This window comes from Tychonema sp. LEGE 07196, from assembly GCF_963890365.1.
GTDB lineage: Bacteria > Cyanobacteriota > Cyanobacteriia > Cyanobacteriales > Microcoleaceae > Microcoleus.
In genome coordinates, this window is the sequence record NZ_CAWPRX010000025.1 from 1 (window position 1) to 24,170 (window position 24,170).

At 46.6% G+C, this 24,170-nt stretch carries 18 protein-coding genes and 1 tRNA gene; 10 read left to right on the forward strand and 9 right to left on the reverse strand.

Translation table 11 applies throughout. The features are described 5' to 3' along the window. Positions 1 to 343 precede the first annotated feature (343 nt). From cobA to AACV78_RS03445, 5 genes are all read right to left on the reverse strand, one after another. Entirely contained in the window at positions 344 to 1,153 is an 810-nt protein-coding gene (gene cobA, locus AACV78_RS03425) for a uroporphyrinogen-III C-methyltransferase (protein WP_194011437.1), read from the reverse strand. Next, positions 1,150 to 1,890 (reverse strand): sirohydrochlorin chelatase, encoded by a 741-nt coding sequence (locus tag AACV78_RS03430; protein WP_228042590.1) that lies wholly within the window; start codon positions 1,888 to 1,890, stop codon positions 1,150 to 1,152. The genes cobA and AACV78_RS03430 overlap by 4 nt, the downstream gene beginning before the upstream one ends. 199 nt (positions 1,891 to 2,089) lie before the next feature. Further along, positions 2,090 to 2,773 (reverse strand): manganese catalase family protein, encoded by a 684-nt coding sequence (locus AACV78_RS03435; RefSeq protein ID WP_194011436.1) that lies wholly within the window; start codon positions 2,771 to 2,773, stop codon positions 2,090 to 2,092. A 392-nt stretch (positions 2,774 to 3,165) separates the two neighbouring features. Beyond that, on the reverse strand, positions 3,166 to 3,435 hold the full coding sequence (locus AACV78_RS03440) for a GUN4 domain-containing protein (RefSeq protein ID WP_228042591.1): 270 nt from the start codon (positions 3,433 to 3,435) through the stop codon (positions 3,166 to 3,168). A gap of 163 nt (positions 3,436 to 3,598) precedes the next feature. Beyond that, positions 3,599 to 4,591, reverse strand: coding sequence for a serine/threonine-protein kinase (locus AACV78_RS03445; RefSeq protein ID WP_228042592.1), 993 nt, complete (start codon positions 4,589 to 4,591; stop codon positions 3,599 to 3,601). A gap of 381 nt (positions 4,592 to 4,972) precedes the next feature. On the opposite strand from AACV78_RS03445, the gene AACV78_RS03450 reads away from it, so the two are divergent. From AACV78_RS03450 to AACV78_RS03460, 3 genes are all read left to right on the forward strand, one after another. Next, positions 4,973 to 5,045: transfer RNA gene (locus AACV78_RS03450), tRNA-His, on the forward strand. 458 nt (positions 5,046 to 5,503) lie between these two features. After that, complete coding sequence (locus AACV78_RS03455) at positions 5,504 to 9,808, forward strand: AAA domain-containing protein (RefSeq protein WP_194011435.1); 4,305 nt, start codon at positions 5,504 to 5,506, stop codon at positions 9,806 to 9,808. Beyond that, a complete protein-coding gene (locus AACV78_RS03460; protein WP_194011434.1) occupies positions 9,786 to 10,676 on the forward strand; it encodes a hypothetical protein in 891 nt (296 codons plus the stop codon). The genes AACV78_RS03455 and AACV78_RS03460 overlap by 23 nt, the downstream gene beginning before the upstream one ends. Positions 10,677 to 10,974: 298 nt before the next feature. On the opposite strand, the gene AACV78_RS03465 is transcribed toward AACV78_RS03460, so the two are convergent. Then, positions 10,975 to 12,219 carry a DUF3747 domain-containing protein gene (locus AACV78_RS03465; protein WP_194011433.1) on the reverse strand — a complete coding sequence of 415 codons (1,245 nt, stop codon included), beginning with the start codon at positions 12,217 to 12,219 and terminating at the stop codon, positions 10,975 to 10,977. A gap of 404 nt (positions 12,220 to 12,623) precedes the next feature. After that, positions 12,624 to 13,616, reverse strand: coding sequence for a ribose-phosphate pyrophosphokinase (locus AACV78_RS03470; RefSeq protein WP_194011432.1), 993 nt, complete (start codon positions 13,614 to 13,616; stop codon positions 12,624 to 12,626). A gap of 131 nt (positions 13,617 to 13,747) precedes the next feature. On the opposite strand from AACV78_RS03470, the gene AACV78_RS03475 reads away from it, so the two are divergent. The 5 genes from AACV78_RS03475 (at position 13,748) to AACV78_RS03495 (ending at position 18,762) form a co-directional block, all read left to right on the forward strand. Then, positions 13,748 to 13,933 carry a hypothetical protein gene (locus AACV78_RS03475; protein ID WP_194011431.1) on the forward strand — a complete coding sequence of 62 codons (186 nt, stop codon included), beginning with the start codon at positions 13,748 to 13,750 and terminating at the stop codon, positions 13,931 to 13,933. Between the two features lie 110 nt (positions 13,934 to 14,043). Then, positions 14,044 to 14,502, forward strand: a complete 459-nt coding sequence (locus tag AACV78_RS03480) for a GatB/YqeY domain-containing protein (protein ID WP_194011430.1) — start codon at positions 14,044 to 14,046, stop codon at positions 14,500 to 14,502. 441 nt (positions 14,503 to 14,943) lie between these two features. After that, positions 14,944 to 16,638: a serine/threonine-protein kinase gene (locus tag AACV78_RS03485; RefSeq protein WP_194011429.1), complete on the forward strand. Its 1,695-nt coding sequence runs from the start codon at positions 14,944 to 14,946 to the stop codon at positions 16,636 to 16,638. Positions 16,639 to 16,698: 60 nt separating this feature from the next. Continuing rightward, positions 16,699 to 17,406, forward strand: a complete 708-nt coding sequence (bioD, locus tag AACV78_RS03490) for a dethiobiotin synthase (RefSeq protein ID WP_194011428.1) — start codon at positions 16,699 to 16,701, stop codon at positions 17,404 to 17,406. Positions 17,407 to 17,550: 144 nt separating this feature from the next. Then, positions 17,551 to 18,762 (forward strand): M20 family metallopeptidase, encoded by a 1,212-nt coding sequence (locus tag AACV78_RS03495; protein WP_194011427.1) that lies wholly within the window; start codon positions 17,551 to 17,553, stop codon positions 18,760 to 18,762. Between the two features lie 74 nt (positions 18,763 to 18,836). On the opposite strand, the gene AACV78_RS03500 is transcribed toward AACV78_RS03495, so the two are convergent. Both AACV78_RS03500 and AACV78_RS03505 read right to left on the reverse strand, forming a co-directional pair. Continuing rightward, positions 18,837 to 19,817: an aldo/keto reductase gene (locus AACV78_RS03500; RefSeq protein ID WP_194011426.1), complete on the reverse strand. Its 981-nt coding sequence runs from the start codon at positions 19,815 to 19,817 to the stop codon at positions 18,837 to 18,839. A 512-nt stretch (positions 19,818 to 20,329) separates the two neighbouring features. After that, positions 20,330 to 21,646: a glycoside hydrolase family 10-like protein gene (locus tag AACV78_RS03505; RefSeq protein ID WP_194011425.1), complete on the reverse strand. Its 1,317-nt coding sequence runs from the start codon at positions 21,644 to 21,646 to the stop codon at positions 20,330 to 20,332. A gap of 333 nt (positions 21,647 to 21,979) precedes the next feature. On the opposite strand from AACV78_RS03505, the gene AACV78_RS03510 reads away from it, so the two are divergent. Both AACV78_RS03510 and AACV78_RS03515 read left to right on the forward strand, forming a co-directional pair. Further along, complete coding sequence (locus AACV78_RS03510; RefSeq protein WP_228042594.1) at positions 21,980 to 23,212, forward strand: FAD-dependent oxidoreductase; 1,233 nt, start codon at positions 21,980 to 21,982, stop codon at positions 23,210 to 23,212. A gap of 125 nt (positions 23,213 to 23,337) precedes the next feature. Continuing rightward, positions 23,338 to 23,997 carry a DUF2834 domain-containing protein gene (locus AACV78_RS03515; protein ID WP_194011423.1) on the forward strand — a complete coding sequence of 220 codons (660 nt, stop codon included), beginning with the start codon at positions 23,338 to 23,340 and terminating at the stop codon, positions 23,995 to 23,997. Positions 23,998 to 24,170: the final 173 nt, after the last annotated feature.

Here is a 24,170-nt window from a genome sequence, read left to right on the forward strand (position 1 = left end):
TGTGTATAAGAGACAGCCCCTCCCGCGGGGAGGGAGCAAGATTATTCTTGTTTCTCCCCGCGGGAGGGGGGACTTGCGGGGGGTAAATTTGACTTTTGCAAGAGGTCTATTGTATATTTTGATGACAATCAAAAATCGTCAAATCCTCTCTCCCTCTCTCCCCTTCTCCCCCTCAATCGCCATACACAATCTATATGAGAAACAGGTTATCATGACGGCGCTGCAAAATTGGAGGATGATGGTTGTGGGGTGTGCCGCCTGCTGTGGAAATACAGCGGACGGACTAGGATATTCCATCCCGCAAAACAATCAAAATTATCCCGAAATTATGCAGCGCCCCCGCTTATTTTACAGTCTGATAAACCGGGCGACATCCAGACAAAATCGAGTGCAAATTAACTACATTTCCGATGACGGCGATCGCAGGTGCACAAAATCCAGTCGCCTCAACTTGCTCTACAATTGTACCCAAAGTGCCGATCAATTCTTCTTGTTCCGGCCGCGTTCCCCAGCGCACTAATGCTACGGGCGTTTGGGCGCTCAATTCGGCTGCTGTTAACTGGTCGATAATGTAAGGCAAATTGTGGATTCCCATGTATACTACAATGGTTTCGGAGCCGCGGGCGATCGCCTGCCAATTTACTTCCGGTCGATATTTTCCCGCTGATTCGTGGCCGGTGACAAAGGTGACTGACGAACTGTACGATCGGTGTGTCAGAGGAATTCCGGCATAAGCCGCAGCCGCAATCCCGGAAGTTACACCTGGTACCACTTCAACCGCAACTCCAGCTTTTACCAAATCTTCCATTTCTTCGCCGCCGCGCCCGAAAATAAACGGATCGCCGCCTTTGAGACGAACTACGATCGCATTATTTTGAGCTTTTTCTATCAATAGATCAGTTGTTTCGTCCTGCATTAACGAGTGGCGGCCTTTGCGTTTTCCAGCATCAATTCGTACTGCTTCGGGATTGATGGCTGCCAAAATTTGAGGGCTGACTAAAGCGTCGTAAATCACCACATCCGCACACTCTAACAAAGCTTTTCCCTTCAAGGTCATCAAACCCGGATCTCCTGGCCCGGCACCTACTAAATACACTTTACCTAAAGACATTTTTCTGTCTTCCTTTACCTCTTCCGTGCCTCTGCCGTTCATTTTTGAATTAAATTCCCAATTAAATCTGCTAATTCTGCACTTGCGCCTAGAGGGTTTGCCAGATGAAGTTCTGCCGCCGGAAATTGCTGCTTTAGCTGTGCGACATTTTTGGCGATCGCATCTGTAATTCCTCCATTAAATAAGAAGTATGGCACAATTCCTATTTGCTGCTGTCCACCACGAACCAAATTATCAATTTGTGCTTCCAAACTCGGCTGTACCGACCAATAAGCTGTCTGGGCACCGAGTTCCCTGGCAATTTTCTCCACCGTCGAGTTACCTCCGGGGCGGCGGCTGCCGTGAGATAGTAAAATCCATTTTGGCAATAGCAAATTGGGGAGAAAAGCCACATCTTGCATTTGATTTTTTAGCAAGCGTGTTAAGCCAGCTTCCTGGGAACCTAAATGCGGGCGCAATTCAATTTTTAGTTGGGAACCCAAAGTTTTTTGGGCAGTTTCTACCTCTGCGGGTATGTCTTCGGCGACGTGAACTCCCGGTAATAAAAATGCGGGCAGGATTTGCAATTGTGTCAGCCCCAGCGACAGGGTACGTTCGCCAAAACTGCAAATTTGTTCGTGCAGCGGTGCGGGGCCGAATTCTAAGGTGGCGGTGGCTACTGCGGGGAACGAGTCGGCTAATTTTTGAGAAAGCAGTTGACCGAGGTTTTCCAAAGCCCGTTGGGGTCTGGGGTCACGGCTGCCGTGAGAAACTAATAAATAGGTCGATCGCAATTTCAATAGGGATTTGATGTGAATGTTCGACAGAAAATTTACAATAATTATAACACCGTAGGGTGCGCGACTTGAAAATTGCTCAACATTTCGTCGGCATCTCTCAAATCGCGCACCCTACATACACCAATAAGGTAAAACAATGCTTTGACGCGCACTTTTTAGCGCTCTAGGTGCGCGGCGCGCACCCTACACAACTCTCAAATTAACCTTTGGGAGCTGGATCTGCGATGTACTTAAAAGTAGGTTCAGAGTTCCAATTACCGCGTTCGTCCTTGCCATTTGTAGACAAATTAAAGTATAGATCCACAGTGGAATCTGGCTCAATATTACCGAAAAACGGATCGGTGAGTTTGCCCAACGATTCGAGAGCTTTCATGAACATTTGAGTGTGAGAAATTTCGCGAGTCAGTAGAAACTGCAGCGTTTGTTTCGATCCCGCATCCGGCGCGAGTTTAATCAATGCTTCGTAGGTTTGACGCGCTCCGGCTTCCGCACCGATATTAGCGCGCAAGTCGCGCACGACATCGCCACCTTCGTTGACATAAGCACCACTCCAAGCTTGACCTTGGCTGTCCAACAAGTGCGGGCCTACACCGCGCACGGCAAACAAAGTGCTTTTGTAAGCTTCTGTTTGGTCAACATTTTTAGTGTGCATTTCTATCATTTTGCCAACCATTTCTAAGTGGCTAAATTCTTCGATTGCAATATCTTGAAGCATATCCTTAATCCCTGCATCTTCACAGTGAAAGGACTGCACCCAGTATTGCAAAGCTGCTGTCAATTCTCCGGTGGCTCCGCCAAACTGTTCTAAGAGCAATTGAGCAAAGCGGGGGTTTGCTTCGTCTACTTTGACGGCAGACATTAGTTGTTTTTTGTGAAAAAACATGGATCGGTACCTCGGTTTGTTTCGGTTGTTAAAGTCGTCAATTTGCCGACTTTGGGTGTGTTCATCCTCAGAATCCATTGTGCGATAAGCGATCGCCTCCAACCTCGGTCGCTGGATACATATAGCGGAACAAATTTCTCTACTTTCAGGTAGAGTTTAAATTAAAAAATTTCATTACTTAGCAGCCATGAAAATTACTATTTAGCAGCATGATTATTGTCGCACTCGGTTAATTTTGGGCAGATCTCAAATCCTCTCTTCATCGGAATAGTAAATTCAGGCGTTGACTGTTGACTGTTGACCGTTAACATCATGTATGAGTGCAACCGGAATTGATATGACAGGGTGTCGAGGTGTCGCAGCCACTGAATGCGCCCTACCAAACTTCGAGATTAGATGTGTCCGATTGGTGATTGCTGAGTAAATTTAAGTTGTCCTGAAGCAGTAGCAGAGTTGTAGGCCGGCCAGTTTACCCGATCGCCAAATCGGATACAATCTCCCTTGACGCTTGCGTAAATCTGCTTTTGGACGCTGAAGCCAAACCGACCTTGACTGTAGTGCAGCCAAAGTCGATCGACTGTTTGCAAATCCGGGCAAGGTAGCTGGTAAATTTGGCTGATTTCTAGCTGAGTTTCCGGTTTCAGCGAGAGAGACTGACACATCACTGTCCAAGTTTCGCGATCGGCTTATTGCTACTTTTTGTTTGACCAAAAATCCCGCAGTTTGGTATAATTTACTGCCCGTGCAGAAATCATTGTCGAATCGAGATTTGAAGTAACAGATCGGGGAGAACTTGCTGCGAAATTGGTGGCGGCATTTATTCGGTCAAATCGGAGGATCGGGAGTTTGTGAGGCGTTGAGATTAGACGAGTTATGGGGATTCGTGAGAGTCGGAGCGATCGGGTTTTTGAGCGCCAGCAAATTTGGCTGGCAACTCTCTAAAGCTGCATTGATATCTTGCAAAACTTCCTCAGCAAAACGGTACCGCTGACTGAGATGAGTTTGCAGCAACTTATCTAAAACTTCACCTAATTTGCTGCTAACACTCGTACCTTTGGGGAGAAAGTCGCGCCACCACCAGCGTTCGCTGTGGCAGTCGTACATATCCAAGGGCGGAACTTGCGTCATCAGGCGAATGCAAGTAACACCTAAACTATAAAGGTCGCTAGCAGGAAATACTTTGCCGCGCAGTTGTTCGGGAGCTACATAATCTTTACTGCCGATGAGGGTTGCCGAACGCAGTAGGGCTGAATCAGTCAGCAGTTTGGCAATCCCAAAATCGATTAATACGAGTTTGTTGTCCGACTGGCGGCGGATAATGTTTTCTGGTTTGATATCGCGGTGAATAACGCGCTTGTTGTGGATAAATTGCAGCACGGGCAATAAGTCTTGCAGCAGTTGCCAAATTTTATTTTCATTGTATACACCTTCCGATAATTCTTGTTTGAGATTCCGCCCTTCTATAAATTCTTGAACTAGATAAATCTGTTTCTTTTGCTCAAAACAAGCTAATAAATTGGGAATTTGTTCGTGTTTTAGTTGGTCTAAACACACTGCTTCTATGTGGAATAATTCAATGGCTTTTTTGATGAGTTCTGGGTCTGGATCGTAAAAATGAAATTGCTTGACTGCACAGCGGGGTTGGGATGGGATGTCTTCATCAATTGCTAGGAAAGTTTTGCCAAATCCACCTCTACCTAATAGTTGAATCGGGCGATATCGCTGTCTCAGCAACAGGTTCGATCCGCAGTTTAAGCAAAATTTTGCGGTGCTGGGGTTTTCGGGTTGTTGACATTCTGGATCGAGGCAGTAAGTCATATTGATTTTGGATTTGAGATTTTAGATTGCCCAGAAGACTTTTTTTAACGAACCGCGTTGGCGTAGCCTGCGCGAAGCGCTTAGACGCTCATAGCGCAAAGGAAGAGGGAAGAGGGAAGAGGGAAGAGGGAGGGTTGACAACTGATGCAGTTCGGGATATGAGGCTATTTTAATGCGCTGCTGGGGCGCGGGATATTTGCCGTTGGCGGAGCCCTCGCAGAGGATCGCCCAAACTAGAAATTGTGCTAAACTCTTGCTGTGCAAGGCATTTGAGGCACAATTGATGCGATGGGTTCGGGGACGCTGAAAAAAAAATCAAATTTTTTTTGCTTGACCCCTAGACTTTTTCGGGAATATAGTGCTATAGTTAGAAAAGTTATGGCGAGTGTAGCCAAGTGGTTAAGGCAGTGGTTTGTGGTACCACCATTCGTGGGTTCAATTCCCATCATTCGCCCTTTTGATTATATTGTACAGGTGCGATCGCCCGTTGGGTGCTTAGCTCAGACGGCGGTTGAAACCCCATCTATACAAACGATGTCCGTGCCAAGCAGACTCAAGAAGATAACGTGATTTTCGTTTCCCGGTTTTCAACCCGCACAGGCGCGCGAGTGTTTGTATAGACGCGGTTTCTAACCGCCCGGTTTTCTACAAACCTATGTGCTAATCTTAGATCCAATCTAATACCATTTTTCTTTCATATGTGCTATGGATGAATTCCGAAGCCCCCCCGAAATCGCGGGGGGGTTGGGGGGGTAATATCTAGCGCTACTTTATGAAATTGGTATAAATGCGAGGCAGAGCCAAAGCATCTGCGTTACCAGGCAGAGCCTGGTAACGAGTTAAATCCTACAAACTGATGTGCTAATCTTAAATCCAATCTAAAATCTACAATCTATAATCTAATATCAAAATATGCGATCTTTAGTAGCAGAAGATTGGGGATATAAATTTAGTGGCGATCGCACAATTAATAAATTTATTCGGGATATAGAAGGAGAAGCCGCTTTAGCGAAATATTGCGATTGGGAATGCAGAGAACGCGCGGAACTTCTGATGTCGGAAATAGCCGGCACATCTCACAGTCTTTTCTACGTGCGCCGCCAAAAGGTAAATGAGAGATTTTCTGAAGAAGAAATTTGGGAATTGATTCTTGCTACGGATGGAGATAATTTTGAATTGCCAGAATTGTTGCAAAAAGCCGATCGCACTTTGCGATTGTTAGCAACAGTACGCACAGAAGACGGAATCGGCGGCTTGAAATTGCTGGATGCTGGTTTGGTGGCGCTTCCCAGAGGCAGAAAAGATGGCTATGTTTTGCCGGTGCAGTTGCGACTTTTGCCCCAAACTCGATCGCCAATTCCCGCAAAGTCGATCGCCCGCATCCAACAAATACCATTTTGGGACGACAGACACATACCGACTACCGAACAATTAAAAGTTTGGCACACTTTCTTAAATGTAGAAAAACGCATCGCCGAAGCGCGTCAATTTTGCGTACCTTTCCGCGCCCACAACTACGGTTCTGGCTTAAAAACCGTAACTTTTGAAATCGATCGCAATTCTGCAACTCTTGACGGCTACGATGAAAATCCCTTACAAATCGGCGACTTTCGCGACAGGCTAAAACAAGCCAGAAATGAAGATATTATCTTATTTGATTCGCCGCCCGGAAGCAGAAGTTCGCGCGATGGCGAAACTTTGGGTAGCATTGCTGAAATTGAGTTTGAACGCGGTAAATTGCGGATTAAGTTAGATTTTGATTTGGGCGATCGCATGGCAGGCGGCAGATATCAACTGCCCAAACAAGGATTTTTGTATTTTGAAGCGGCGGGCGATATCAGTCAGATCGATCGCAAGAAAAAAGCTTTAAAAATGCTGACTGACGGCCGCGCTCAAAATCCGTATTTGAGCGAGTTTTTATTCGACTCTTCCCAGGCGAGAATTCCCGATAAACTAATTAAATTGGACCGGGAAGATTTATTAAATCGCAATGCTAATGACGACCAACTCGCCGCCGTTGAAATGGTACTTTCGGCGCGGGATTTAATTCTGATTCAAGGGCCGCCGGGAACTGGAAAAACCACGGTGATTGCGGAGATTTGCTATCAAATTGCTCGTCAGGGCGGGAAAACGCTGATTGCTTCCCAGGCAAATTTAGCCGTCGATAATGCTTTGAGTCGGTTGGTGCACAATCCGGCGATTCGGGCTTTGCGGAAGGGAAAAGCTCATAAGGTGCAGGAAGAAGGCCAGCCGTTTTTGGAGGAAAATGCGATCGGCACTTGGCTGCAAAATACGGCGATTGATTGCGAACAAAAGCTCTCGCAGCGCCAGAAAAATATCACATTTTTGCGGCAGTTGCTGGCAGATTCCGACCGATTTAATGCCTACTTTGCCACGGAAAAAGATTTTTTTAAGCAATTAAAGCACCTGCACGACGGCAAGGCAGATATTGAGGAAAAATTGACCGCGCAAACAGCAGCCTGTGAACTAAGTTTAACTGCTAAAAGCAAGCTTGAATTTTTGGTTGATGGCTTAGCAAATCTGCTATCTACACCGGATATCAACTGGGAATCTTCGGAAGTTGCCGAGTTTATGCCGAAACTAAAACCTTATTCTGAAGGTAATGTTTTAGTAGAAAACTTTATGGCAAATGTGCGAATTTGTGTTAACCATGCTATTCAAATTGGCTTGGATCGCCCTATGTGCGGCGCGTTTGGAATTGCGGTTTGGTTGCGGGAAACTGTAGCAGCGCAAATGTCGGAATTTAAGGCGGCGGGCGATCGCGCTGATGAGGTTTGTCACGCTATGTCAGCGGTTGCGGAGTCTTTGCGGGTGTCGCGGCAGTTGTCGGAGGCGGTGAATCAGCTACAGTTGGGCGACAAGCAAAATCAGACGCACCGCCACAATCTCGAACAGAAAATCAAGAATTTGGAACTGCGAAAAACGGAAATTGCCGCCGTTGTCGTCAGCGTTGCAGAGTGGATTGAGACAGCAGATGCAACACTTTATACAGTTGTGCAATCTTGCTGCGAAACCGGCGCGATGCTGACTGATGAAATGGTAGAATTGCCTGCGGGATTGCTGAAAATTGCTCGATCGCTCAAATTGCCGATCGTCCCTCCTAAGAGTAAAGTGAATTTGCCCGATTTGGAAAGACTGCAAAAGGCAATTTCCCATGAAGCCAGCGCGGGTTTTAAGGACATCCAAGGGCAGCAATTCCGGTTTAGCGAGTTTTTGCACCTAAATTTGAATCAAACCCCGCTCGTGCTCGCTGCGGGCGATCGGGCGCAGTGGCAGCAACTAGCCCAAGACTTCGCCAGCTACAACCAACTCAGCCCCAGCCAGCGCAAATTTATCGTAGAAAAAGCGAACAATTTATTCAGTAAAATTCAACAACTTTACAGTGAATCCTTGCAGCCCAATCAAATCCAGACAACTTGCGATCGTCTTGTCAAAGAATTGCTACACAGCATCCTCGCCAACGCCCGCCAGTGCATAATTCCCCTGAAAACCGAAACCGAACAACAACTGATCAAACAGCAACAATTATTAGATAAAATTGGTCAAACCTTGAATCAGCAGCAAATATCTGCAGCCCAAAATCAGGTAGAAACAGCGCAGCAAGAGGCGAATTTAAAAATTAGCGAAGTTACTAATTTGTTGCAAGCAATTGTCGCCCTGCCAAATCTACCTGAAAGATTGCGGAGTTTAGCCGAACAATATCTCGCGCAAAAGTCTAATATTTGGGAGCAACCGCAGCATTTTGTCAAGCAAATTGATGCTTGGAAGTTGAGCGCGATCCAGCTTGAAAAATCCATTGCTGACTTAGATCCTTTCGGGGTTTTGGAAAATATCAAAAACCGTCTTGACGAGCAATTATTACCGCTGCAAACAACCAGCGCCGGTTTGCAGCAGCAACTCGCACAACTTCAAGCAGAATTAAACGACATTACGGCTAAACTGCAACAGCAGCAACCAACAGCCGAATTAATAATTGAGAGAAATTGGTGGGAGTCAACATGGCAAAGTTTCCCGGAAAAATACAAACCAGAAATTCCTAATGTCGAATTATTTGCAGTGGATTTTTTACGCAAAATTAAGCGTATTTTCAATAATTTTCAGAAGGAATTAGAACGAGAACAAACAGCCTTAAATCGTTCTCAAACTTTGGTTACTGATTGGATCGAAAAACTTCGCCATCCATCGGAAAAAGACCGCAACGATTTAAAACAAATTTATATTGACAATGCTAACGTCATCGGCATTACCTGCGTGCAAGCTGCGAGTTTTGATTTTAGCAAAAACTTTCCCAGCTTTGATGCAGTGATAGTTGATGAAGTTAGCAAATGCACTCCGCCAGAGTTATTAATCCCAGCTTTGAAGGGTAGAAAATTAGTATTGGTGGGCGATCACAGGCAATTGCCGCCGATGTTCGATCGAAGTACGATCGATGATATCGCCGAAGATATCGGTTGCACTGGAGACGAACTTAGCTTTATCAAAGAATCGCTGTTTAAAGTATTGTTTGAAAATGCCAGCGACGGGATCAAGAAAATGCTGACAACTCAATACCGAATGCACCCGCAAATCATGGGCGCAATCAATCAGTTTTACCAGCAAAAACTCAACTGCGGGATTTTGGAAGCCGATACGAGACGCGCGCACAATCTCGCAGGTAAAATCATTCAAGAAAACCATCACCTCCTCTGGGTGAAAACGCCTGTGGGACAAGGGTTTGAGGAGGAGAAACAGGGTACTTCGCGGCTGAATGTCAAGGAGATTGATGCGATCGAGCTTTTGTGCGAACAGATGGAAAATGCTTGGCGGCCTAAAATATTAGAAGGTGAACCGCCGAAGGAAATCGGAATCATTACTTTTTACGGTGCACAATTGAACGCCATTAAAGATAGAATAGAAGCCGAAAAATTTCCTTCTTTGAGCATCCGCACTGGTACGGTTGACATATTTCAAGGCATGGAAAGACCTGTAATTATTGTCAGCACGGTGTGCAATAATGTTAGGGGCGATATTGGATTTGCTAAGGAACCGGAACGGGTGAATGTGGCATTTTCGCGCGCCCAGGAATTGCTGGTAGTTGTCGGCTGTCACGATTTATTTACCCAACAAACAGGTACTGTGGGAAAAATGTATCAGGAAGTTTCAAAAACGGTGCGTCACTGGGGAGGTTTTGTAGATGTTTCTAGCGTCCTCAGCTAAATCAATTGACTCGAATTTAAGTTCGCTGGCTGCACAAATCGAGCAACAAAATCCTGGTTTGTCGGTGTTGGCGGCGCGTCAATTAAGGTTTGCTATCCGCCAAACTCCGCTGGAGGTGACGGTTAGCGAACCGCGCGAGTTTAACGTGTTGGAGGAGTTTATTTTGCGGGCTGGTGTTGAGTTCGATCCGGCTCCGACTTTGCAGGAATTGGCGGATTTGCTGGGGTTGGATTTGGTTTTTGTGAAGACTGCGGCGGCGAATTTGGTTGGTTTGGAGGTTTTGGAGGTGGCGGATAATGGTAAAATTGCTATCGCCCCGCAAGGTCAAGATTTTTGGGAAAAAGGTACGGTTAGTCGATCGCACGTTCAATCAATTTACGCGATTTCCGATCCTTTAAATCAAACTCTCACCTTCAAATTCGATGCTGCAGCCGCAGAATCCAGCGATTTACCAGATTTAGCAGAATTAGTATCGCTGGAACATAAAATTACCGACTTTGCCGATTTAAGCATAGCAGAAATCCAGCCGTTAATTCAAACATCCGGTTTAGGACTTCATGTCCCAGAAAACGGAAAAATAGTCACCAAATGCGATGTCATCGGCGACGATTTAGATGTTTTACAAACAGTATCAATTTTTGTGTTGCTGGATGGAATAGAAAATAAAACTACCATTCAAGCCCGACAGGGAAAGCAAATATTAGAAACAGCATCAAACTTTCTCAACCAACTCGAATATCAGCAGAAATTGCTGAATGAATTGTGCAAATCAACGGAAGAAATTGCACAGCCTGAGTCAGAAACAATCCCGGTTCAAAAAACTCGCAAAAAGTCATCTACAGCCGCAGGAAAAAAGAAGAAACCATAAAAGTTGCGAGTCCACAAGAAAAGAGCGGACTCGCATTCTGCACGCTCGATCCGTTTTTGTTATGGCAATCTACCGGACACTATCTAACTAATTCCTAGATTTCAGTATTTTCTATCCTGTAGGTGCGTCATATCAATTCCGGTTTCACTCCTCATGATGTCAACAGTCAACAGTCAACAGTCAACAGTCAACAGTTAACAGTGAACAGTTAACAGTCAACAGTGAATTTACTATTTTGATGAAGAGAGGATTTGATATCAGTCTTAAGATTGCTAAACTGACGCACCCTACAATAATTCTACTGAGCCTTAACGCATTTCAGCATCCGCAAAGTAGTCGCCGCCCCGTAATTCCGCTTTGCAGAATCATCGGGAGCAAACCGATTCCCAATTTCGTTAAGAGGAGAAGCTACACCACAATAACCAGACATTTGATTGATAATCGCAGCAGCCCAATGATTCTGAGTATCTGAAAAAGTTTTAGGCTGCTGTTTAGCCAATAAATTCGGCTGCATTCCCCGCGCCAACAAACCAAATTCAGCAGATCTTCGCATCACCGCCATCAATTCAGCGCGAGTGACAGGCTGCGTAGGTTTAAAAGTTCCATCTGTGTAACCGCTGACTATCTTATTGTCTCGCGCAAATTGAATTTTTCCCGCACTCCAGCGCGAGTTATCAACGTCGCTGTAGGGACGGGAAGCAACTATGCTGGGAAATGTGATATTAGCACCTTGTATTCCTTTCAAGGATTCCAATACTAAAGATACTAATTGCTCTCTGGTGACAGCAAGTTGGGGCCGAAAGGTATTGTCTTGAGCAAAGCCTGCTACAAATCCCAGGGCGACAGCTTCTTTAATTTCGGCAGCGTAGATATCGGTTGCAATATCTGTGAATGTAGAAGATCCAGTATTTCCTCCGGTATTTCCGCCAGTATTTCCTCCGGTATTTCCGCCAGTATTTCCGCCAGTATTTCCTCCGGTATTGCCAGTTTCTCCCGGCGCGTTTTGACTGGTTGTGAAATAAAAATGACCTAATACTTTGCCTTGATAAGCTCTTTTACTAAATCGCCAGCCCGGATCGAGAGTGATTTTCATAAAGCCGTTAACATCACCGTTTGTCCGGCCGATAATTATCGGTTTAACGTTGGGATCTAGGGAAGTTCCCATGAGTACAACATTGCCATCAATTTTTTCCAAACTTAGGCTGTATTTTAATGCTAAATCGGTGCCGCCCATGCGAATAGAAAAGCCGTTGCTATCTGTGGCGCGGCCGCAAATGCCGGTGAAATCAAAATTAACTAATAAGGGATCGATTCTGACGGGATTAGAGCCGTTTTCGCTCCAGCATTGCCGTTTGTCTGTTACTTGTTCTACAATTAGCAATTGATAGCCACCGAAGGGGCGGGGTTGGGCGATCGCAACTACTCGCTCTTGGTTGATTTCGGTTTCGTCAAAAGTAAATGCTTTGACTGGGGCGATCGCGCCTAGTGTTAAAATTGCTGAACCTGCCAGTGCGGCTGCTGTTCGTAGCAGTAAATGTTTCATAGTTTTTCCCTCTTTACTCCTTGTGTTGATGAGACATACCTAGAAGATTAAAAGGTCGCGGTCTTCTGACAACAAGATAGAATTTTACCATCTGTTGTTCCGTTGATGCGCCCTGAGTCGGAGAAATATAATAAAATTCAATACCGTGCAAATTAAATCCGAGCCAACCTAGCCTCCCAACTATCGGGGGGAGAAGAGTATTTTATTTGGTCAGCCTTTTTTAGAGGATGTGATGTCAAATCCTCTCTTCATCGGAATAGTAAATTCAGGCGTTGACTGTTAACAGTTAACATCATGTAGGAGTGCAACCGGAATTGATATGAGGGGATATCCTATACAAAAAAGGTGCATTACACGCTGGTAAACGCACCTTAAAATAAATATTAAAGAAAGGCTTTTTATACTTACCGGAACATACTGCTAACAGAACTATCTTCGTGAATCCGCCAAATAGTTTCGCCCAGCAAATTCGCTACCGAAAGTACCGTTAACTGTTCAAAACGGTGTTCTTCAGGTACAGGAATTGTATTCGTAACAATTACCTCTTCCAAGACTCCGCTAGACAAACGCTCGATCGCCGGATGCGAAAATACTGCATGAGTAGCACAAGCATAAACCTGCCTCGCACCCTCGCGGCGCAACAATCTGGCACCCTCACAAATCGTGCCGGCAGTATCGATCATGTCGTCCACCAACACAGCAGTTTTGCCACTGACATCACCGATCAGGTTCATCACTTCTGCCACATTGTGAGCTTGTCGGCGCTTGTCAATAATTGCCAGGGGAGCATCGCCAAGCTTTTTAGCAAAGGCTCTCGCCCTAGCGACTCCGCCAACATCCGGCGAAACCACAACAATATCCGACAACTGTTTCCTCGCCAGATAATCCAAAAGTACCGGCGAACCGTAAACGTGATCGAAAGGAATATCAAAATAACCTTGAATCTGAGCCGAGTGCAAATCCATTGCCAAAATGCGACCTGCTCCAGCTTCAGTAATCAAATTAGCCACTAATTTTGCAGTAATCGACTCTCTGCCGGCTGTTTTGCGGTCTGCCCTAGCATAGCCGTAGTAGGGAATCACAGCAGTAACTTGTCTTGCAGAAGCGCGGTGACAAGCATCGATCATGATTAATAATTCCATGAGGCGATCGTTTACCGGACAGCAAGTTGGCTGAATCAAGTAAACATCGCAACCCCGAATCGATTCTTGAATTTGAACGTAGAGTTCGCCATCCGCGAACCGCTTGCGAACCATCGGCCCCAAATCGATCCCCAGATAGCGAGCCACTTCTTGGGCGAGGGGAATATTAGCGGAACCGGAAAACAGCCGCAGACGGTCGTTGCCCGAAATCGGCGACTCGGGAAGCGGAAGCGGTAAAGTAGCAGAACGGATCACAGCAGGCCTCTTGCAGGACGTTTATTCCACCGCTATCTTACCATCTTAAACTCGAAATATTAAGTCATTATTTTGATAGATTTAACTTTCGGAGCGATCGCAAGTGTTAATTTAGACGAACTGAATAGGAGTTGCAGAATTACGTCCGAGAAACCGCGTTTCTACCAAGTTCTGTACTGCCAGAAGTCCCAGAAGTGCGAGCGCCCGCCGGCGGGCCGGTGTCTCAAAATTCTGGCGACAGTCAATGTCCGGGCCCTGACTGGAAGTTGCGATCGCCCAAAATTCGGTCAAAGGCCGAAAGCATCCGGCTTCAATAATGATAAAAATGCGACCGACAGACAATAAACTTGAAAAATACTGTAAAAAAAGTTAAGAATCGGAAGCATACTCCTGATTTTTGATATTGGGCAAAGCAAGGTAGAAATCGATGAGCTTAAGAGAACGGATTGACGCAGAAATCAAAGCAGCCATGAAGTCCAAGGACAAAGTTCGCTTGGAAACAGTGCGCGGCATCAAAAAATTTATTCTCGAAAAAGAAGTCAGCTTGCGTCCTTCCGGGCAAGAGACGCTGACAGAAGCTCAAGAATTGGAAATTTTGATGCAAATAGCCAAACAGCGCCGGGATTCGATCGAACAATACCGCAAAGGCGGCCGCGAAGACTTAGCGGCACAAGAAGAGGCGGAGTTGGTAATTGTGGAAGAGTATTTGCCGCCGCAGATGTCAGACGAAGAGGTGAGTCAAGTGGTTGACGAAGTGATTGCCTCGGTGGGCGCTACTTCTGCAAAAGATATGGGCAAGGTGATGGGCAAGGCAATGCAGCAGCTTAAAGGCAAAGCAGACGGTAACAGAATTCAAGACATGGTGAAAGCAAGGCTTAGTCAGTAGTCAGTAGTCAGTAGTCAGTAGTCAGTAGTCAGTTGGTAGGGGGGGTGGATGGTGCGTGTCCGCCCTCTTTGCTCGTTACTTTCGCTCTGCCTGGTAATGCTTCTGGGGTTCGGAAGAGCCTCCTTCGATCTGGCAACTTACAAGAGAGAGGACTGTAGGAGGTGTTTAAGTTATTAAGTTTTCGATCCTTAGTTCAGTAGTCAGCAGTCAGAACAAAGAATGTATGGGGATTATCCCGCTGCATTAAGCGAAGCTATCCCCTAGGGAATCGCCCCTACTTAAATTTGCTGATTTCTCAAAGTTGCGTAAAAAAATGTAAAATGCTAACTTTGGTCGGGACTGGGAACTACAGACAGTGAAGTATGTTCGAGAGCACTAAAGACCTAGCATTACTAGGTCTGCGAGCGATCGCCTATTTTTTAACAATTTCTACTTAAACTTATGCAGCCACCTATTGCTATTGGAACTCTCCTACAAAACCGCTACCGCTTGGTGAGTATTTTAGGTCAAGGGGGATTTGGCCGCACTTATTTAGTAGAAGACGAGGGGCGGTTTAAAGAACGCTGCGCCCTAAAGGAATTGATTCCGGTGCAAAGCGGGCCTTACGTTTTGGAAAAATCGAAGGAATTGTTTCAAAGAGAGGCGGCAATACTTTACCAAATTTCGCACCCGCAAATTCCCCAGTTTCGGGCAATATTTGAAGAGAATCAACGTTTGTTTTTAGTGCAGGATTACGTGGAAGGGATGACTTACCGCGAACTGTTGCTCGATCGCACTTCTGCAGGCGGCAGATTCAGCGAAGCCGAAGTTTTGGTATTTATCCGGCAAATGCTACCGGTACTGGCTCACATCCACGCCCGCGGCATCATCCACCGCGACATCTCCCCTGAAAATATCATCCGCCGGGAAAACGACCAGTTGCCGGTGCTGATTGACTTTGGAGTGGTGAAAGAACTCGCCACCAAAGTCCAGTCTCCCGAAGGAACAGCCCACGCCACAACAGTCGGTAAAATCGGCTACGCGCCGATGGAACAGTTGCAAAGCGGGCGCGCAACTGCCAGCAGCGACCTGTATGCTTTAGCTGTAACGGCGATCGTCCTGCTGACGGGCAAAGAACCGCAGGAATTGCTCGATCGAAGAACCCTGCAGTGGAATTGGCAGCAGCAAGTGCAGGTGAGCCCCGGCTTGGCTGCAGTGCTCGATCGAATGTTAAATCGCTCTCCGGGCGATCGATATCAATCTGTCAGCGAAGTAGCCAAAGCACTCGACGGAAAAACCAACCCTCAGCCTAACCAGCAAACTTTACCGCCAGCGCCTGCTGTAGTCCCGTCAAACGCTTCGCTAATCGCAACGGTGGCCGTGGGCCGACCGCCCGATCCCGCTCCCGCTCCGATCGCCCCTAGTTCTTACCCGCAAAACCAACCTGACCCCCTAATTCAGCCTGCTGGCGGCTCTTTTTGGGACAATCCCGTTGCTGCGATCGGATTGCTAGCAGGCTTAGTAATCTTGACTGGCTTCGGTTCCTGGGCCTTAGTAGGCTCATTTCTCAAAAAACCGACACCCAAACCCACTCCGACACCACCACAAGTCATAACTCCGACACCGATCCTAAATCCGATACCAAGCCCAGAACCGTTACCAACCCCAACCCCAAAACCTTTACTAACCCCAAGCCCGCAACCTTTACCAGAACTAAGCCCGGAACCTTTACCAGAACCAAGCCCGGAACCTTTACCAGAACCAAGCCCGGAACCTTTACCAGAAACAAGCCCGGAACCTTTACCAGAAACAAGCCCAGAACCTTTACCAGACGCAAGCCCCGCGCCGACTCCGACACCCAAACCGACACCAGCACCGACTCCGACACCCAAACCGACTCCGACACCCAAACCGACACCAGCCCCGTCGCCCAAACCGACTCCGACACCCGCACCAACTCCGACACCAAAACCGACACCAAAACCGACACCCGCGCCGACACCTGCACCGTCGCCGGAACCGTCGCCGGAACCGGTACCAACTCCCGCGCCGTCGCCGGAACCCGCACCAACTCCTGCCCCCTCGCCGGAACCCGCACCAACTCCTGCCCCCTCGCCGGAGCCCGCACCAACTCCTGCCCCCTCGCCAGAACTCTAAACTTCTGGCAAAATTCCCCTAGACTGAAGTTGAGGCCAATTACTTGTTAGCTATTTGCCAATGAACTCGCTGCTGATTTCTGGAACTGATACCGACGCGGGCAAAACTGTTTTGACCAGCGCTCTGGCTGCTTATTGGCAAATGTATTTCCCCGATCGCAGTTTGGGAATTATGAAGCTGCTGCAAACGGGTACGGGCGATCGCGAACTCTACACCCGTTTGTTTCGCCTCGACCAATCCCCCGAAGAACTCAATCCGCTGCACTTTGATGCGCCTCTAGCACCGCCGGTGGCGGCAGAACAGGAGGGGAGACCGATCGAACTCGAAAAAGTCTGGACGGCGCTGCAAAGCCTCTCTGAGCGCAAGGATTTTGTGTTGGTGGAAGCTTTGGGAGGGCTGGGTTCGCCTGTAACGCGGGAACTGACGGTGGCCGATATTGCCAGGGATTGGCGGCTGAGGGGAGTTTTGGTGGTACCTGTGAGGCTGGGGGCGATCGGGCAAGCTGTGGCAAATGTTGCTCTCGCCAGACACGCGGGTTTTAAGCTCAGAGGAATTGTGCTTAATTGCGTTAAAGCTTGTTCTGCACAAGAAATTGCCGACTTGACACCAATAGATTTGATCCAGTCGCTGACTCAAATGCCCGTGTTGGGTACTTTGCCATATTTAGATAACCCAAATGACCTGACAAAATTAGCAGCATCAGCTTCAGAATTAGATTTAGAGCGATTACTTCCGGGAGTTAATTTAGTTCCTCAGACTTCTAAATAACCCTATTCAAAACACCTCTCTTTCTCTGCGTACTCTGCGACCTCTGCGGTTAAAAATTAAGATTTTATTTTAACCGCAGAGAGCGCAGAAAGCACAGAGTTAGAGAAGAGAGAGGTTCGCAAATTGCTATAAGGAGAATGAAAAATGGTTTCTACTTTACCGAATTTAACAGATGTCGATTTATCTCAATTGCGGCTGGAGATTAGAAACTTGCAGCCTCAGTTAGTCGAATGGCGGCGGCGTTTGCACGAAAAGCCGGAGTTGAGTTTTGATGAAAATTTAACGGCCCAGTTTGTCTCGCAAAAGTTGCAAGAATGGGGGATAGAGCATCAAACTAATATTGCTAACACTGGTGTTGTCGCCACTATCGACAGTGGCAAACCGGGGCGGGTTTTGGCAATTCGGGCTGATATGGATGCTTTGCCGATTCAAGAGGAAAATGAGGTGGATTATCGATCGCAGCATGATGGTATTATGCACGCTTGCGGCCACGACGGTCATATTGCGATCGCCCTCGGTACAGTTTGTTATCTCGCCAAGCACAAACACAGCTTTTCGGGTAAGGTAAAATTTATCTTTCAACCCGCCGAAGAAGGCCCGGGGGGCGCAAAACCGATGATTGAAGCGGGAGTTTTGCATAATCCTGATGTTGATGCGATCGTCGGTTTGCATTTGTGGAACAATCTACCATTAGGCACTGTAGGCGTTCGCAGCGGGGCGCTGATGGCTGCTGTCGAAGTTTTTGACTGCCGGATTTTTGGCAAGGGCGGGCACGGGGGAATGCCGCATCAGACAGTAGATGCGATCGTAGTTACAGCCCAAATTGTCAGCGCCTTACAGGCAATTGTCGCGCGGAACATTGACCCGATCGACTCAGCCGTAGTAACAGTCGGCAAATTCCACGCAGGTGACACCCACAACGTCATCGCCGACACCGCCCAAATCGGCGGTACAGTGCGCTATTTCAATCCCACATATCAAGGTTATTTTGCTCAGCGAATCGAGCAAATAATTGCCGGAATTTGTCAGAGTCACGGCGCAAATTACCAACTCGATTATTGCCCGCTTTACCCGCCAGTTATCAACGATGCGAGCATGACTCAATTGGTACGCAGTGCCGCCGAATCAGTTGTAGAAACTCCTGCAGGAATAGTGCCGGAATGTCAAACAATGGGCGGCGAGGATATGTCATTCTTTTTGCAAGAAGTCCCCGGTTGCTATTTCTTTTTGGGCGCGGCAAATCCCGAAAAAAACTTAGCTTACCCGCACCACCACCCGCGCTTTGATTTTGATGAAACTGCCTTGGGGATGGGTGTAGAAATGTTTGTGAGGTGCGTAGAAAAGTTTTGCAATTAGCTTTTTTCATAGGTTCGCAGTCAGGATTTTAGTCCTTTGATTGATGCGGACTAAAGTCCTCACTACGAACCGGGTTATCTCGTTTGAAAGATATTCTGCACCATTTTTTTATCCACACTCGCCGCCGCCTTGTCTAATTCTGCAATCTCGCCGGAGTCTAATTCCCAGCCCAAAGCACCAATATTATCCCTCGCCTGTGCGACAGATTTAGCGCCGGGAATGGGAATAGTTTCTTTGCAGATGCACCAGTTGATTGCTACCTGCGAAACAGTCTTGTTTCTGAATGTCGCTATTTCTCGCAAACATCCCAAAAGCGATCGCATTCCCGGAAGTAGCTGCTTGCACGCCAAACCTCGAATACCTTTCGGAAGAGAGCCATTTTCCGAATATTTCCCCGTCAGCAACCCCAAAGCTAAAGGACTGTAAGCAATCAATTTTATCCCCAATTCATCGCAAACATCTTTCAAGCCAAGTTCTGTTACTGGATAGGTGGAAAGTAGGGAATATTGCACTTGTAAAGTAACAATTGGAATTTGGCGGGAGCTAAATCTTTGATGCACCCATTTCAGCCGTTTCGGCCCGTAATTAGACAAACCTACACCCTTAACCAATCCTTGCTCGTAAAGGTCGCCTAAACCGTCCAAAAGAGCCCCCTCTTGCCAAGGAGCGTAGTTAGCTGTAGACCAGTGCATTTGCACCAAATCTACATTTTTTCCGAGCCGCGAAGCCGAGGCTTTACCAGCAGATATCATGGATTGTCGCGTCAGTCTCCAAGGATAAGCCGCGAGTTTTGTCGCAATACAAATATTGTCTTTATTTGCACCTTGATATTGTTGGGAAAACTGCCCCAAAAGCTGTTCGCTGCGTCCGTTTAATTTTCCTGTTCCGTAAGAGTCGCCGGTATCGAACAAGGTGACACCGCTGCTGACGCAAAGATTGAATGCGGCTTGCAATTCCTCGTCCATACTTTCATCGTAGCCCCAGAGTAATCTATTACCCCAGGCCCATGTGCCGCAGCCCATTTTTGGCAGTAAAATTTTTTGGTTAGTTTGCATTTTTGGTGGCGGTAGTTGTTGGTAATACGGATATTTTATAGGAACATAACTCGGTATCCCCTAACCCTCAGTAGAGCTGTTTCCTTCTGCCACGGGCCGCCAGGGACTTAAGTCCCTGGCTAATAGCATAAGTCGGTTAAAACCGACTCAAATAGTAATCTCAATTTTGAAAAGTAGAGTTAGACATACAGCATATTCCTGGTTCATGAAGTACAGTAGTAGCCTTAATTGTGTGGTGTTAATCGGTAGGGTGCGTCGCTCCGAGATATTGGATAAAACTTACAGATTGACGGGTGGCGACGCACCTTACACGGGCGATCTCACAAGATTGTGTGTACTACATATACATGGAATATGCTGTATCTTCTGCGCTAAATCTATACAAAAACAGGTTTGATAGAATTGCTACAGTCGTCTTTAGACGAATTCAGCTATGAGACAGGGGTTTAAACCCCTGTTGGACTGTCGGACTAATGGCACACCCTACAAAATTACCAATGACTAATGACTCTTTACTTTTGTGACGTAGTTGGCGAGGGCGAAGGCGGGCTGTTTTTGGGAGGTTGATTCGGCTTAGCTTTCGGATCTGGTTTTGGTGGTGGCGGCGGTGGGAAAGTTGCGGCGCGTCTGGGTATTTGTAGCGCTGTTCGGAATGCAGCAAATGGGAAGAATTCACTAAATTGAGAAAATCTATCGCCAATTGGTTCCGGTGCATCTTCCCACAAGCTTTCGTAGTAGAAGAAAGCCGCACCTAAGCCGTATTGTTGGACGGCGCGCACCTGGGATTGAATTTGCTGAATCGCTACTGGGCGATTTCTCAAACCTGTCATAATCCCAACTCCGGTGGGAATCTTTTGGTGTGCTTCTTGCATTTCTGGACGGCTAATCTTGTCCACAAATGATTGTAGATTTGGACTGTAAACTTGCACGATTAGTTCGTCGGCAATATCGAAACGCACCCAATTCAGCCAATCTTGCAGGTGATGTTTGTAAGCAAATTCGTAGTAATTGGGAGAAATTGAGAATATAGCGTTGGGTTTTACTGCTTTTACTGCTTGATTTAGCTGCGACATAAAAGCGGTGATTTTATTGGCTCGCCATTTCACCCATGCTGGATCTTCAAAATCTTTGGGCGGTGCTTTTTTGGTTTCTTTGGTATACAAAGCAATGGTGTATTCATCGTAGCCAAATTCTGAGGGCAAACTCATGTGGTCGTCAAATTGAATGCCGTCGGCGTTATATTGGGTGGTGATTTCTAGTACGAGTTCGGTAATGAATTCCTGCACTTCTGGATGAAATGGATTAAGCCAAACTACTTCGCCACCTGCGCTGTTTGATGTTTGGCTGCCGTCTTGTTTTTGTGTCAGCCAATCGGGATTGTTTAATGCTAATTCTGAGGTGGGAGGTGTCATAAAACCAAACTCAAACCAAGGAATTACTAGCAGGCCTTGGCGGTGGGCTTGGGCAATTAAATCTGCGAGCATATCCTGTCCGTCTAACCCTCTGTAAACAAATGGTTGAATGTCTCTTTGCTGGGCGACTGGGCTGGGATACATTGCATAGCCAGAGTTCCAGGCTACGGGATATATTGTGTTGAAATTTAACCGCTTTAATTTAGCGATCGCATCTCCTAGTTTGTGGCTATCTCTGAGGATGTCTTTGTCATTTGTCGTCATCCAAACTCCGCGAATTTCTTGGCGGTGTTGTTGGGCGATCGCCGGAGTTAAGTTATTAACCAGCAATACTATAATGAATGATATCACAAATAGCAGCGGGAAAATTGTTTTAATCGATCGCTGCCAACTGCGAGGAATGATGCGTAATGTCATAGTTGTGAATGGTTAATTAGCTATAAAACACACCCCGGCATAATTTGGTGATGAAGTTTGCTCGTTCTACAGTCTACAGCAATTTGTGCTGAATGTACGATCGCCGCGCCGGTCAAATATAATCTGCGATTCAGAGGGTAAGTCAGAGCATTTTGTCAAAGTGCTGGGCTATAATTAATTACGCGCTGCAAATTCTCCTGACCGGACAGTGTGGTCTGCGGGAGTGCGAGTGCTGTACAATATTTGTGGTGAAAAATCTCGCTCGAACATATCTAATTTGTGAAACATTTAGTCTTAATTGGTGGCGGCCACAGTCATGCTATTGTATTAAAAATGTTCGGTCTCAAACCGCTGTCAGGAGTGCGTTTGACTTTGATTAGCGATGTCTTGTACGCGCCTTATTCGGGGATGCTGCCGGGGCACGTTGCTGGGTTTTATGATTATGATGAATGTCACATCGATTTGCGATCGCTCGCGGAATTTGCCGGATGTCAAATATTGGTCGATCGGGCGATCGCGATCGACTTTAGCAAAAATTTAGTTATTTGTCAAACTCGCCCTCCAGTTAATTTTGACGTGCTTTCTGTAGATATCGGCAGCACTCCCGCGACTCTATCTGTACCTGGTGCCGCAGAATATGCCATTCCAGCTAAACCGGTACCGGAGTTTTTAGCTAGCTGGAATCAGTTAATTTCCGAAAGACAAAACCATCCCCAAAAACCGCTGCGAATCGCCATTGTCGGCGGCGGTGCCGGTGGCGTAGAATTAGCATTGAATATGCAATCTCGTATGGCGAAGGAAGAGGGAAGAAGGAAGTTCGGCAGCGGATTTTGTAACGGATGTAACGCATGGATTTTCAAGGAGAGAGGAAAGTTTAAGCAGGAAGAGGGATTAGAAATTCACTTGTTTCATAGCGGTGCTGAATTGATGCCGGGACATAACTATAGAGTACGTCATCGCCTCAAAGAAATTCTGATTAGTCGTGGCATTAAAGTACATTTAATGGAAAAAGTCTGTGCCATAGAAAACCAAGAAATGATTGAAATAGCATCCAATGCCCCATGCCCAATTCCCAATGCCCAATGCCCAATGCCCAATGCCCAAATCTGTTGTGAATCGGGTTTGAAAGTTGAGTGCGACATCATTTTTTGGGTGACACAAGCCTCCGCAGCCCATTGGATAAAAGAATCGGGTTTGGCCACCGACTCAAAAGGATTTATAGAAGTCAACGATTGCCTGCAATCAGTCTCTCACCCCAACGTATTTGCGGCTGGAGATATCGCTGCGATGGTTAATTATCCGCGTCCTAAAGCAGGCGTATTTGCCGTGCGTCAGGGCAAACCGCTGTTTGAAAACTTGCAGCATTTTTTATCACAAAAACCTCTGAAACCGTTTGCACCGCAGTCACAATATTTAGCCTTAATTGGTACTGGGAATAAAAGGGCGATCGCCTCTCGCGGCAATTTCATGTGGGAATCACCGTTATTGTGGTACTGGAAAGATTGGATCGATCGCCAATTTATGCAAAAATTCAGCAATCTGCCCAAAACCCGCAATACCAAATAGCAATACATTCAGCTATTCTCCCATCTTTCTCAGCGCCCTCTGCGCCCTCTGCGGTAAACAAAAAAAGTCTTATTCAAAAACCCTTAAGCTTGCTATAGTAAGATCGGAAGCAAGAAAAACTAACTATGTTCAGAAAAATTGGATTTTGGCTGCTGTGGATTGCATTTAGCACCTACGCCTTTGTATTCGCACCACCGGATAGCCCAGAAACGATCGCACTAATTACAAATCTTGCCACAGGCCAAATAGCAGGCATCAACCCTTTAATTGTAGCCTTGTTCAACATCATGGGAGTCTGGCCGCTCATCTACAGTTGCGTCTTATTTGCTGACGGAAGGGGGCAGAAAATACCTGCATGGTTGTTTGCGACTTTATCCTTTGGAGTCGGCGCATTTGCCTTGCTGCCTTATTTAGCCCTGCGCGAACCTAATCCAGAATTTACCGGCACTAAAAATATATTTTTAAAAGTATTAGATTCCCGTTTTACTGGTATTTTCCTAACATTAGGCGCTGCTGCGTTAGTTGCCTTTGGCTTGACAAAAGGTGATTGGTCTGATTTTGTTCAACAGTGGCAAACCAGCCGCTTTATCCACGTAATGAGTTTGGATTTTTGTATGCTTTCCCTGCTATTTCCTGCCTTATTAGCCGACGACATGGCGCGCCGAGGAATGCAGAACTCTACAGCATTTTGGGCAGTAACATTAGTGCCGCTATTCGGGCCCCTGGCTTATCTGTGCGCGCGGAAGTCGTTGCCAGAAAATGGGGCAGAAACTGTTACAAATTAGACAGCAGTAGAGGGGATTTTTAGTGTAATCTAGGAATCAATCACAATAAATCAGACAAGAAACAGGCAAGATGCCTGTTTCACAATAAGTTAAGTTTGATTGTGGGGTGAACTTCTATAGCCTTTCGAGCTTTCATATGAGGTACTATGCGGCATGGGGCATGGGGCATGGGG

Bases quoted from the DNA above. Each gene is read 5' to 3' on its own strand.
- AACV78_RS03440 (WP_228042591.1), bottom strand. From the start codon at position 3,435: ATGTGTCAGTCTCTCTCGCTGAAACCGGAAACTCAGCTAGAAATCAGC.
- bioD (WP_194011428.1), top strand. From the start codon at position 16,699: ATGAACTCGCTGCTGATTTCTGGAACTGATACCGACGCGGGCAAAACT.
- AACV78_RS03465 (WP_194011433.1), bottom strand. From the start codon at position 12,219: ATGAAACATTTACTGCTACGAACAGCAGCCGCACTGGCAGGTTCAGCA.
- AACV78_RS03495 (WP_194011427.1), top strand. From the start codon at position 17,551: ATGGTTTCTACTTTACCGAATTTAACAGATGTCGATTTATCTCAATTG.
- AACV78_RS03455 (WP_194011435.1), top strand. From the start codon at position 5,504: ATGCGATCTTTAGTAGCAGAAGATTGGGGATATAAATTTAGTGGCGAT.
- AACV78_RS03500 (WP_194011426.1), bottom strand. From the start codon at position 19,817: ATGCAAACTAACCAAAAAATTTTACTGCCAAAAATGGGCTGCGGCACA.
- AACV78_RS03480 (WP_194011430.1), top strand. From the start codon at position 14,044: ATGAGCTTAAGAGAACGGATTGACGCAGAAATCAAAGCAGCCATGAAG.
- AACV78_RS03515 (WP_194011423.1), top strand. From the start codon at position 23,338: ATGTTCAGAAAAATTGGATTTTGGCTGCTGTGGATTGCATTTAGCACC.
- AACV78_RS03505 (WP_194011425.1), bottom strand. From the start codon at position 21,646: ATGACATTACGCATCATTCCTCGCAGTTGGCAGCGATCGATTAAAACA.
- cobA (WP_194011437.1), bottom strand. From the start codon at position 1,153: ATGAACGGCAGAGGCACGGAAGAGGTAAAGGAAGACAGAAAAATGTCT.
- AACV78_RS03445 (WP_228042592.1), bottom strand. From the start codon at position 4,591: ATGACTTACTGCCTCGATCCAGAATGTCAACAACCCGAAAACCCCAGC.
- AACV78_RS03485 (WP_194011429.1), top strand. From the start codon at position 14,944: ATGCAGCCACCTATTGCTATTGGAACTCTCCTACAAAACCGCTACCGC.
- AACV78_RS03460 (WP_194011434.1), top strand. From the start codon at position 9,786: ATGTTTCTAGCGTCCTCAGCTAAATCAATTGACTCGAATTTAAGTTCG.
- AACV78_RS03435 (WP_194011436.1), bottom strand. From the start codon at position 2,773: ATGTTTTTTCACAAAAAACAACTAATGTCTGCCGTCAAAGTAGACGAA.
- AACV78_RS03510 (WP_228042594.1), top strand. From the start codon at position 21,980: ATGTTCGGTCTCAAACCGCTGTCAGGAGTGCGTTTGACTTTGATTAGC.